The following is an 11,936-nucleotide window of genomic DNA, read 5'->3' as shown; positions in this document are numbered from 1 at the left end:
ATCTGTTTCTGGTTTAACGGTAAGTTCGAATGGACTTCAATGTGGTTGCCGCGAGGATTCCGGTTGTGAGCAGCAGCATGCCGAGTCCCTCCAGCACCGCCGCTGCCCCCCACTGATCAGCCATCACAGAGACAACTGTCAATCCCAGGATGGGCGCCGTGCTTGTAATTGTACCGACAACACCGTAGATTCTCCCCTGCAGCTCATCGGGTACCGCTGTTCTCAGCACGATCTGGGTGAGCATCGTGCAGCAGGCAAACATCGCTCCCCCGCCCATGATGAGCGGAAGTGCCATCATGGGCGAAGTTACCTGGGACAGGAGAATATAGAGCGGCCCCAGTACCAGCAGACCGATGAATATCCATCGCCCTCTTCGCTTCATTCTCTTCCCCGATGCGATCAACACGCCCGATCCAATCATATAACCAAGCGGAATACACGTTTCAATCAGCCCAAACTGCACGGGGTCTGCCTCCCATACCTTGACTGCCATCACCTGAACTAGCATCATGGCCGACATGAAAAATAAAATCAGCAGTGGATTAAGCAATACAATCGACCGAATTAGAGGACTGCGGTAGATATAGGAGAATGATCCCCGCCATTCCTGAACGAAAGTGGCATGCCTATCGACCGATCGCTTTACCTCCGGGAAACGGCCGGCCATCAGCACACATACCGCCGACAGAAGAAAGGTGGCTCCTGTAATCAGTATGGCGACAAACCCGCCAAAGGCGGCAACGGCGATTCCGGCTGCCGCGAGTCCGCTAATTCGGGCCAGGTTATCCACCAGATGAATGGCCCCCGTAGCTTGCTGAATATGCTCCCTACCCACCATGCTTGCCACAGATGCGTGGAATGCAGGCGCCTGAAACAGGCTGGAGAACATGGAAAGCGAGAGCATCAGCAGCAGCACAGGAAATGGTGCATGCAGCCCAAACAAACTAACCGCGATGAATATGGCCATCACGCCCCGAAATACATCCGAGGTCAGCATCAGCTTCCGGCGATCCAACCGATCAGCAACGGTACCTGCGAGTGATCCAAATAAAAAACTGACCGCCATGTTGCAGATCTGTACGGCAGCCATGCTCTTGGCACTTCCAGTCGTCTGGAGCACCCATAGACTGATGGCAATACCGTTGAAACAGTCTCCGAACACGGAGATGCCGTAACCATATAAAATCCTGCGGAAGGTGACATGCTGCCAGAGCTTTGGCGGAACCTTGTTTTCTTCGCTCAGCACGGCTTGTCCATCTTGATATCCAATCGCCTCGGGCTCAGTGGACGGTATTATTCCCATACATTCCTTTCCTCCCCTAATTATGATGGAGCCCTATGCAAAATCAGGCACTTCCGTTGTCATGTCCGTCGAAAAGAGACATGACATGGCGGAAGTGCCTGAATGTACGGCCGCGTAGAGGCGGCCATCTATGCTGTTACTGGCACGGCATTATCCTTTGGAAGCCCCTGTTGTGAGCCCCTGAACCAGGAAGCGCTGGAGGAACACGAACAGCAGCGTAATTGGAATCGCAATCAGCACGGCCCCTGCAGCAAACATGGTGAAGTTACTGTCCTGGTACCGGTTGACCAGATCCCACATGCCTACGGCAAGCGTCCAGTTTTCCTTCGTCCGCAGAACCAGGCGGGCGAAGATGAAATCCATCCATGCGCCAGTGAAACTGGTTAGCGCCACATAGGTCAACATCGGTTTGGATAACGGCAGGATGATGCTGGTAAACACCCTCAGATGACTCGCACCATCAATACGTGCTGCCTCATCCAGACTGCGCGGAATCGTATCGAAGAATCCTTTGACGATAAATCCGCCGAGCACCGCTCCGGAAGAATAAACCAGAATTAACGCGGCATGCGTATCGAGCAGTTTGATCTGCAGCAAAATGATATAGATCGCAATCATGCTCATAAAGCTCGGGAACATGCCGAGAATCAGCATGGTGGAGAGAATCGTCTGCCTCCCGCGAAACCGGAAACGGGATAGGGCATACATCCCAAGCGTCACCATGAGCGTGGAGAAGATCATGGTGAAAAAGGCAATTTTCAGCGTGTTCAGATACCACCTGCCATACATAAAGGACGGATTGTTGAACAATTCACCATAGTGGGATAAGGTAAAGGCTTCAGGCCATAAGCGCTCGCTGTACAGTGCCGCCCCAGGTCGCAGAGAAGAGAGAAAAATCCACAACACCGGATAGACGGAGACCACGGCAATGATGATCAGCAGCACATAACTAAGCGTTAGCCGCAGCGGATTATTGCGTTTCTTCATTGAATCATGTCCTCCTCCTTAAACGATTTGGAGCGACGGAAATTCCAGATGGAAAACGACGCGATAATAATGAAGATGATGATGCCCACCGCTGAAGCCATGTTGTATTTGTTGTTGTCCAGCGTAAGCTTGTAGAGCCAGGTCACCAGCAGGTCTGTTGCTCCCGCATACTGGTAGTCGCCGCGTAACGGATTACCGTTGGTCAGCAGGAATATGACATTGAAATTGTTGAAGTTTCCGGCAAATTGCATGATAAGCACCGGAGTTGTTGCAAAAAGGATGAATGGCATGGTGATGATCCGGAATTTCTGGAATGCGGATGCTCCATCCACTTCGGCGGCCTCATACAGATCACGTGGAATCGCTGTCAGAACGCCAAGGATCAGCACCATGCTGACCGGAATACCGATCCACATGTTAACAACAATGACCGTGACCTTGGCCCAGAACGGATCGGTCAGCCAGGGCAGCCCCTCCAGACCAAAAGCTCTCATATACGTATTGATTGGACCGAATTGACCATTAAACAGGTTCCGCATGAGCAGCAAGGAAATGATCTGTGGTATGGCATAAGGGAGAATGAAGATCGTCCGCCACAGCTTTTTGAACCGGATGCCCCGCTGCTCAATCAGCAGCGCTACAAGTACCCCGCCAAAATAAGTGGTTACTGTGGCTAATACCGCCCATATAACCGTCCACGTTAATACGCCATAAAAGGTGTGACTCCATGACTTGAGCTGAATCAGGTCGCTAAATGTCTTGAACCCTACCCAATCCACGAGCTTGGCAGGCGGAATATGATCCGGTGCCGAGTAGTTGGTAAACGCCAGGGTGATTGTAAACAGGATCGGCATGATCGTGAAGAACAGTACCCCCAGAGCCGGAATGGACAAAAACAGATACGGGAAATTTTTGTCCACCATGTTACGAAGTGAAGCTGCCGCTCCCAGTGTTTTCTTTCCTTCCTCCCTTGCCAGTCCCGTCAGGTACGCATCACGGATGTTCAGGATGTAGACCACGATAAACACAAAAAACACGAGCAGCACAATAATTCCCTCTAAAAGTAAAAAGATGGAATGGTCGCCCCGCTGAAGCACCGTAGACCCATTCACTTTGACAAAACGCTGCGTATTTTCCCCCAGTGTCCATATTCCCCATACGGCCTGCGACAGGCGGGGAAGCAGGTAAGCAAGACCTGCCCCCTCCAGTAACAGTAGGCAAATTCCCTTGATCCATTGCCGGTTGTACAGCTGTCCTAGACCCTGCAGTATGATGGATAATATGGCCGCTGTCATCCGGTGCTGCTTTTCCCTGTTGGCCGGAGCAGACACCGGGACATGCTGCTGTTTCATTCGCTCTCTCCTCTCCACCTTCTCCTTACCAGGTGCTCCGTCCGATTATTGAACCGTTGCCAGACTCTCCTGAATCTGCTTCACGGCGTTATCCAGCGACGCCTTCACATCCTTGCCACCATCCCAGATATCGGTCATGGCTGAAGTGATCGGGCCCCAGACGCTATCCATCGCGGGAAGCGAAGGCATCGGCGTTGAATTGTTGAACTGCTCAAGGAACGCCTTGTTGATTGGATCCTCCTGTACCTTCGGATCGGCTGCCACGTTGGCGTTGGCAGGAAGCGTGCCGTTCATCTCAAAGTTGGTCATCTGGGCCTCTTCGTTTGAGAGGAAAGCCGCAAAGAGTTTGGCTGCATTCGGATATTGCGTAAATGCATTGACGTAATAGGCTTTCACGCCAGAAAAGGATGTCATTGGCTTGCCATCGATCGCAGGGAGCGGTGCAACACCGAAATCAATACCTGCATTGCGATAGTCGGCAATCGTCCAAGGACCGTTAATGTCCATAGCCAGTTTGCCGCTCGAGAACAATCCTTTTTTGATATCATAGTTCACGTCACCCATCTTGAGCGGCAGCACTTCCGACTTCAGTGTCTTCAGGAACTCCCCGCCCTTCTGGGCTCCTTCGTTATTCAGGCCAAGATCTTCGCTGTTCATTCCGTTATCCCCGAAAATATAGCCGCCTTGGGAAGCTAGGAAGGCATAATTGTAATAGAACTGCTGCAGTTCCCACATGAGGGTATATTGGTTGGATTTCACATCATTAAAGGTTTTGGCAAAGCTGACAATCTCCTCAAAATTTTTCGGTGCTTCCGGATAAAGTGCCTTGTTATAGAAGAGAGCGTACGTTTCCACGCTGTACGGATATCCATATAAAATGTCCTTGAACGTGACGGCCTTCAGCGCATTTTCACTGGTGTTCGCTACCGTCTCCGCCTCAAATATATCGTTTGGCAAAATGAGACCCGCCTCTGAAGCGCTTCCAATCTTGTCATGCGGGAATACAACAACATCTGCTGCGAGTCCTGCCGGACCGTCCGTTGTCAGCTTGGTTACCTGATCGGTAGGAGGCAGCTCCTCCATCTTCACGGTTACACCATACTTTTCCTCAAACAGCCTGGCTCTCTCCTCTACAAAACTCTGTTGGTTCTTATCTTCCCAGATGACCAATGTTGCGCCTTCTTCCGGCTGAAGATTCTCTGCCGTCAGCTCCACAACTTCCTCCGTATTCCCGGTTCCCCCTGTTTCCGGAGAGGTCGTTCCACCTCCAGCCGAGCATGCGGCCAATGTAAAGGCCATGATGACGGACAATGTTGCCCCTTGCCATTTTCTCATATAAATGTCCCCTTCCCTCTGTTTGGTACAACCAGTCTCGCGCTTTCCACCCTTGATTGGTACGAATGATGCGGTTTTGCAATCCATGTTCGCTTTTGCACAAACGTTTGCTCAAATGGAAGACAAGGGTACTTCTAAGTATGTATTCAGGGAGAAATATTCTAAGATGCAGGCTAAATCCACTTATGTAAGCGCTACAACAACAATCAAATCATACAATATCAGGCTTTCTTTGCACAAACGTTTGCACAAGCCATATTTGTTCAATTTCATCCATATTTCTTGTTCTAACGCCAGTAATTTCCTGTTTGCTTGATCTGTCTTCTTCTTCCTTATTTTTACTTCTTCTGTATCCTGCATGCTGCAGTTTGCAATTGATTTATCGAATCTGTTGCATTACCATAGGAGAATGTTGAAATGATGGATCAGAAGGGATTTTTTACATGATTACGATCAAAGATATTGCCAAAATGGCGGGTGTTTCCCCTTCTACAGTTTCACGGGTGATTTCCAACCATCCCAGAATCAGCACCGAGACGTCTCTCAAAGTAAAGCAAATTATGAAAGAACTGAATTACCATCCCAATATCATGGCGAAGAGCCTTGTATCCAAGACGACCCAAACCCTTGGCATCATGCTTCCGCGTCCTGCAGAGGAATTGTTTCAGAACTACTTTTTTGGAGAACTGCTGCGAGGAATTATTACGCATGCCACCCGCATGAATTATGAACTGCTGCTAACCACCGAAACGTCATCAGACAATGAATTGCACGCGATTTCCCGCCTGGTTCATGGACGAAGAGTGGATGGAATTCTGCTGCTAGGCTCCAAACGGGATGATCCAATCATCTCCTTTTTGGAGGAGGAGAAGTTTCCTTTCGTACTGATCGGACGCAGCGAAGCTCACCCGGACGCACCCATGGTTGATAACGACAACGTACAGACCGCTTATGACGCGACCCAGCATATAATCGCCCAAGGGCATACACGGATTGGATTCGTCAGCGGCCCGCCGGACATTACGTTATCGCATGACCGCATGCAAGGATACCAAAAGGCACTTGCCGAAGCGGGACTTCATACCAATAATGACTGGATTGTGGAAGGCGAATTCCTACAAGAGAGTGGATTCCGAGCCATGTCATTGTTCATGGCCCTGCCGGACAGACCTACCGCCATCGTTGTAATTGATGACAATGTTGCTTTTGGTGTACTGAGAGCTCTTGCCGAACTTGGTTACCGTGTGCCTGAGGATATCAGTGTCGTCAGTTTTAACAACATCGCCTTATCCGAACTGGCTTCTCCGCCTTTAAGCTCCATCGATATTGGAACCTACCAGCTTGGTTATACTGCTGTTCAAGTGTTGTTGAAAATTCTGAACAGGGAAACGCTGCCTCAGAATCCGGTCATTATTCCGCATCGTTTAATTGTGCGCGAATCTTCGCTTTTTTCGAAGTCTAAACCGGCCTCTATTTGAACGATTCTTGAGATTCTTTCCAGCAATGCAAACGTTTGTCCTATGACTTGAAATAATCATCCATTGCAGTGATGGATGGCAGCAAAAAAAGAAGCCGCGGCATGCGGCTTCTCGTTTACATATCCATATTCGAGTTATACTATGGACGGATTAATAGGAATTCCAGCCTGAGTCCGCTTCAATCACAGTTCCGTTCACGAAGCTGGACTCGTCCGAGCCGAGGAACAGGGCTACCTTGGCAATCTCTTCACTTGTTCCTATGCGCGGGTTAATCGCCATGCCCAGTTGTTGTCTCGACGCACCGAATTGGCTGATCCCTGCCATGGAGGAACCGATATTCGTTGCTACCCCACCCGGAGCGATAGCGTTGCAGCGAATGCCCTGTCCTGCATACATAAACCCTGTATTTTTAGTAAAACCGACCACAGCATGTTTGGATGCCGTATACGCCGCTCCCGCACGTCCTCCATGCAAGCCGCCTGCCGATGCAACGTTAACAATGACACCGTTTTGCTTCTCCAGGAAGATGGGCAGAACTTTGCGCGTTGTACGCATTACACTGGTGGTGTTCACCGCAAAGAGTCGCTCCCACTTCTCATCCGTTACCTCTGCAGCCGGCTCCATGCCATCCATAATTCCTGCATTGTTCACCAGGATGTCTACGGTTCCGTACGTGCTGACCGCCTGATCTATCAGGTTTTGCACATCTTCCTCTTTGGCCACATTGGCCAGAACCACGATCGCTTCTCCGCCTTGCGCTTTGATCTCACTTACAACCGCCTGTGCAGATTCCTCATTGATGTCCGATACAACCACTTTGGCACCCTCTTGCGCATATAGCGAGGCAATAGCCTTTCCCATACCGGAACCTGCTCCTGTAACAACAGCTACTTTATCTTGAAGTTTCATCCCAAGTATCCTCCTTTGTGTATTCGTTTACAATAAGTTAACAAACAAATGTTCATTAACTCTTATCCTTAGTATAATAAGTCATAGCATTCTGGTTCAATCAGTAAAAGCCTGCCCGATTGTACGTTAATGAACACTCTAGAACGTTAATGTACGTTTACTTCAATTCGACCCTGTTCAGGAGGATTACACATGTCCGACATTTCCAGTTCAACAGATAGAAGAATCAAAAAATCAAAAGCATCGTTGAAGGATGCCCTTCTTCAATTAATGCAAACACGCTCATTCAAAGAAATTTCCATCACGGATATTGTGCAGCTTGCAGATCTGAACAGGGGCACCTTCTACCGACATTATCAATACAAGGAAGACCTGTTTGATGAAATTATTGATGATGTGATACAGGATCTGGTGACTTCTTTTCGCAAACCCTATCAAGGTATGAAAAAGTTCGAGGTTGGTCTGATGCCCTCTTCGGCAATCACCATATTTGAGCATGTGCACCAGCACGCACAATTCTACACGCTGGTTGTGAAATCCGAGGCTTCTTCCAACTTTCAGCGCATGATCTGTGATGTTCTTCGAGATCTCTCCTTAAAGGATCTGTATCAGATCTTCCCGCAACACATCAACCCTGAACTGCTGGCAAGCTACCAGTCCCATGCGATATTCGGCATGATCTTGGAATGGATCAGACAGGATTTCAAGCACTCCCCTGCTTACATGGCCGAGGAGTTGTTCAAGATCATTCATTACCGGCCTGACAATGTCGTGTTGAAAGAGTGAATGAAACTTAATATCGCTATACTTGCCCATAGTATGGGGATCGAGAAGAATTCGGAGAATGCTTTTTCCACCGAAAATATGTAAATGCATTCCTGTAATTTCTGGTATTTATATGTTAGGTTATCCAATGGAATACAAACAAAAGGAGGATGACATTAAATTTGAAGAAGTCGTGGATTATATCATTAATTACCAGCTTTGTTTTGCTTGTCGGAGTGTTTCTCTCTCCAGCCACTTCTGCCAATGCAGCCAAAGAAGCAACATCTACATATTCAGATCAGAGTTATGAAGAATTTAAAGAGTACACTACTCAGTTATTTGCTCTTGAAACTTATGAGGCCAAAGCCTTTACTGCTTTGGAAAGCATCGACACCCAGGTAACTTCAACGAATCGCAAGTCCATGTATCTTAAACTTACAAATACGGTGATCCCCAATTATACGAAATTGGTATCCAAGGCAAAACAAATCAAGCCTACCAATCCACAACTCAAGAAAATCCACGCCACATTTATCAAGGCAAGCTACACTCAGCTTGAAGGGTACCTATTGTACCAAAAGGCAGTATCCAAGAAAAAAGTAAACTACACGTTACTAAAACAGGGTAATGCCAAAGTAAACACCGCTGATTTTCTAATGGACCAATGCGAAGAGCAGTTATACGCTTATGCAAGAAGTTTGGGCTATGGCAGCTAGTAACGATCTTCATAGAAATCAAGAAAAGCGACCATTCCCCATACTTAATGGAGAACGGTCGCCTTTTAATAATTATAAATAAAGATAACAATCTAATACGTTTTTATTTCTCTCTTTTGATCACAACCCCAGCTTCTGCCCTTTCTCCAAGCGCTGAATCTGCTGCTCACCGGTATCCGCGAGTTCACGGAACTGATTAATCGTCTCCCGCATCCGCGGTAATGCCTCCTGCTTATATACACTGATGGAATCCAGTGCGGACAGGACATCCGTGAAGGCCTGCTTCATCGTATCGACGGAAATGCTGGCATCATACGCTTGCTTCTGAATGGCGATACCCTGATCCTTCAACATCTTGGACGTGCCTGCGATCAGGTCGTTGGTCGTCTGATTCAGCAGCTCGATCTTCTGCAAAACAATCTTCTGATTGTACAGCGCACTGGCAACGGTGACGGCAATTTTCAATGCCGAGATCGTCACATTCTTGGCCCGGTCGACTCCGCGGATCAATTCCTTGTTGTTGCGGATGACCACCTCAATCGCCATGATGCCCTGCTGGTTCACGACCAGCATCTGCTGCAGATCCATGACCCGCTGACGCAGCGGGAATAACACTTCTTCCGTAATAAACCGGACTTTCTCCGGGTCCTCATTCCGGACCTTCGCGGCTTCAATCTGTCCGTCGATCGACTCATCCATGAGCACGCCGAGCTGGATTTCCTTTTGCAATCGTTTGGTCAGTTCCCTAAGCGTATGCTGCTCGATCTCCAGTGTTGTATTATCATTGCGCAATGTTGCCCTGCCTTTGTCCAGCGAGGTCACAATATCGGCGATGACTGCATCGGCCTTCTGGTATTTGAGAAAATAGGCCCGCAGCGGATTGAACAATTTGCCGAGGAATCCGGTTTTGGCGAAATCGACCACGCTGGGGTCGAGATCCTTCAATTGCATGTGCAGCTCGGTCAAGCCTTTGGCGACCTGACCGCCTTCGTCTCCCGTCTTGGACAGATGTCCAACAGAGACTTGAAGCAGCGCGTTTTTCTCCGAAGAGGATCTCATCGTGTTCATGCCAAAGCCTTCAATGGATTGCAAAATTTCCTTGCGCTTATCCAGTGATTCCAGATCCAGTGACATGATCATCTCCACGTTGGCGTTCGCCACCTGCTGCAGCTCCGCCACCTCGGCCGGAACGGGCTTCACCTCTTCCTCAATAACCTTCTGAATCTCCTTCTGGCTGGGTATTTCCATCGAAAACGACATCCGAACTCCCCCTTAAATTACGAGCTATATAAATGAACTAACGATCAGTACACTCGGCCAATACGAATGCAGTACCATCTTCCGATCGCTGTTATCCCCAGATTTCTTGATCTCCCTTTTTCAGGGTGGATTACTTGCTTACATCTGAACGTTAAACAGGTTTCCGATCTTGTACACGACATCGTCGGTATCGGCATTGATGCTGGCGGCTTCGTTAATGCTGGAGATGCTCTCCAAGGCTTTGATGTCGGCGTTGTATCCGATCGTATAGATCGGCACTTGGTAGGTCTCGACCAATTCACGTATATCTTTCAGTGTATGTCCTTCATTGGTCTCTCCATCACTCAGGACAAAAATCAGCGGTTTCACGTTCGGATCAGCTGCCATATAGTCCTCCAGCATCTTCATGGCTACCACGATACCGTCAAAAGTCGCTGTACCGCCGCCTGCTTGCAAGCTATCCACAGACCCGACGAACATGGACTGCTGGTTGGTATCATACTTGGCAATCGGCAGATTCACCGTAACGCTGCTGGAATAAGAAACGAGGCCAATACTATTGTCGGTACCGAGATATTTCTGACCTTTGCGAAGGGATTCCTTCAACCGGTTCAGCGGTTCTCCATCCATGCTTCCGGATACGTCCGTTACGAATACGGCAGCAATCGGTTTACTTCCGTTCTTTTTCTCTTTCCATACCTTCTGCGCAGATAATAGAGTCCCCCCATCGACGGTTGCCAGCTCGGACTTGTAATCCTGCAAACCGTTAAATCCGAACTCTTCTGCCGACTTCTGGTACTTATCCTGAGTGACGAATTCAGCGAATTTCTCGATGATTTCCTGTTTGTTCTGCGGCAGCTGCCCCAGGGCATACAGCGGACTGTCATGTCTTACACCAAATGGGGTAAAAACATATCCACTCTTCAGGTCTGCGGTGTTGACGTATGTCTGGTATTCAAGCACAAAGGCATCCAATCGGCCCGACTTCGCGGCTTCACGCATCTGGATGGTTGTGGAAGCCGTAAATGGCACATTGGCCTGGAACTTCTCGAAGCCTTCAATCGCTTTCTCCCCCAGCGGATTGGAGCTATCGTACGTGTTCAATGCCGTTACAAGAAAGTTAAGTCCTGTGGAGCTGGCAAACGGGTCGGTATACCCCATTGCGAGTTCATTGTTGGCAATCGCTTCGGTGACCGTTTTGACGTTGACGGAGCCGTACGTGTCAACAAGCGAATCATATTTGGCTTTGGAGATTACGATTCCGGGGACGTTGCCCACGAGTCTGTCGGACACCTTTTCGGTCTTCACACCGCTTGCGGCTACCATCTCGCCCCACAGTTCGTTGGAAGGCGTGTATGCATCAGGCACGTATTTGCCAGACTTGATGTAATCGGCTGCCGTACCGGAAGCAATATTCCGGATTTTTACCGATACCGGCTGACCGCCTACCGTAATGTTAGCCTTGTTGAATTCTTCACTAACCTCGGTTAACCAGCCGTCTGCTCCGGTGCCCGACTTCTCAATGGAAGAGAAAATCTCGACATACTCGTTCGTCGTATTCTCAACGGTAATCGGGAACTTCGAGATGTCCGGGAGGGAATCTGCCACATCAACCGGATCCAGATCAATCTGTCCCTTCACGGGTTCAGCCGTTGCTGGCGCAATGTCCGCATACAACTTGCCTAATTCTTTGCCTGCATTCTCTGTTGTCACCTGTGTACTGGATTTGCCGAAATTCGATGTTAATGTAATTCCTGCATAGACCAATCCGAACACGAGCACCAGCATCACAATCGATATGAGAAAAAACTTCCCCTTCTTCGCCATAAAT

General features: G+C 48.8%; 11 protein-coding genes. 3 read left to right on the top strand and 8 right to left on the bottom strand.

The features are described from left to right. Positions 1-13 precede the first annotated feature (13 nt). The 5 genes from CHI14_RS11995 to CHI14_RS29985 form a co-directional block, all read right to left on the bottom strand. Positions 14-1,303, bottom strand: a complete 1,290-nt coding sequence (locus CHI14_RS11995) for an MFS transporter (RefSeq protein WP_095288673.1) — start codon at positions 1,301-1,303, stop codon at positions 14-16. 150 nt (positions 1,304-1,453) lie between these two features. Continuing rightward, positions 1,454-2,290 (bottom strand): sugar ABC transporter permease, encoded by an 837-nt coding sequence (locus tag CHI14_RS11990; RefSeq protein ID WP_095288672.1) that lies wholly within the window; start codon positions 2,288-2,290, stop codon positions 1,454-1,456. Beyond that, the gene (locus CHI14_RS11985; RefSeq protein ID WP_095288671.1) at positions 2,287-3,642 is read right to left on the bottom strand and encodes a sugar ABC transporter permease; all 1,356 of its coding nucleotides are present in this window, start codon (positions 3,640-3,642) and stop codon (positions 2,287-2,289) included. Before CHI14_RS11985 ends, CHI14_RS11990 begins: the two co-directional genes overlap by 4 nt. A gap of 45 nt (positions 3,643-3,687) precedes the next feature. Further along, positions 3,688-4,977, bottom strand: coding sequence for a sugar ABC transporter substrate-binding protein (locus CHI14_RS11980; RefSeq protein ID WP_095288670.1), 1,290 nt, complete (start codon positions 4,975-4,977; stop codon positions 3,688-3,690). A gap of 183 nt (positions 4,978-5,160) precedes the next feature. Continuing rightward, a complete protein-coding gene (locus CHI14_RS29985; protein ID WP_170948108.1) occupies positions 5,161-5,337 on the bottom strand; it encodes a hypothetical protein in 177 nt (58 codons plus the stop codon). A gap of 83 nt (positions 5,338-5,420) precedes the next feature. Between CHI14_RS29985 and CHI14_RS11975 the strand changes: the two genes are divergently transcribed. Continuing rightward, positions 5,421-6,455: a LacI family DNA-binding transcriptional regulator gene (locus CHI14_RS11975; protein WP_095288669.1), complete on the top strand. Its 1,035-nt coding sequence runs from the start codon at positions 5,421-5,423 to the stop codon at positions 6,453-6,455. 150 nt (positions 6,456-6,605) lie between these two features. On the opposite strand, the gene CHI14_RS11970 is transcribed toward CHI14_RS11975, so the two are convergent. Beyond that, positions 6,606-7,364: an SDR family oxidoreductase gene (locus tag CHI14_RS11970; RefSeq protein ID WP_095288668.1), complete on the bottom strand. Its 759-nt coding sequence runs from the start codon at positions 7,362-7,364 to the stop codon at positions 6,606-6,608. A gap of 192 nt (positions 7,365-7,556) precedes the next feature. Here CHI14_RS11970 and CHI14_RS11965 point away from each other — a divergent pair, with 192 nt between their 5' ends. Together CHI14_RS11965 and CHI14_RS11960 are read left to right on the top strand one after the other, a co-directional pair. Next, positions 7,557-8,150 (top strand): TetR/AcrR family transcriptional regulator, encoded by a 594-nt coding sequence (locus CHI14_RS11965; RefSeq protein WP_095288667.1) that lies wholly within the window; start codon positions 7,557-7,559, stop codon positions 8,148-8,150. A gap of 161 nt (positions 8,151-8,311) precedes the next feature. Beyond that, positions 8,312-8,845 carry a hypothetical protein gene (locus CHI14_RS11960; protein ID WP_095288666.1) on the top strand — a complete coding sequence of 178 codons (534 nt, stop codon included), beginning with the start codon at positions 8,312-8,314 and terminating at the stop codon, positions 8,843-8,845. Positions 8,846-8,965: 120 nt separating this feature from the next. Here the strand turns inward: CHI14_RS11960 and CHI14_RS11955 are convergent, their stop codons facing one another. Next, entirely contained in the window at positions 8,966-10,105 is a 1,140-nt protein-coding gene (locus CHI14_RS11955; RefSeq protein ID WP_095288665.1) for a toxic anion resistance protein, read from the bottom strand. A gap of 138 nt (positions 10,106-10,243) precedes the next feature. Then, the gene (locus CHI14_RS11950) at positions 10,244-11,932 is read right to left on the bottom strand and encodes a vWA domain-containing protein (protein WP_095288664.1); all 1,689 of its coding nucleotides are present in this window, start codon (positions 11,930-11,932) and stop codon (positions 10,244-10,246) included. Positions 11,933-11,936: the final 4 nt, after the last annotated feature.

Origin of the sequence: Paenibacillus sp. 7516, assembly GCF_002272715.1 — a bacterium.
In the GTDB taxonomy this organism is placed as follows: domain Bacteria; phylum Bacillota; class Bacilli; order Paenibacillales; family Paenibacillaceae; genus Paenibacillus; species Paenibacillus illinoisensis_A.
The sequence above is the reverse complement of the archived record's forward strand: the minus strand, read 5'-3'. Positions and strand labels throughout refer to the sequence as shown.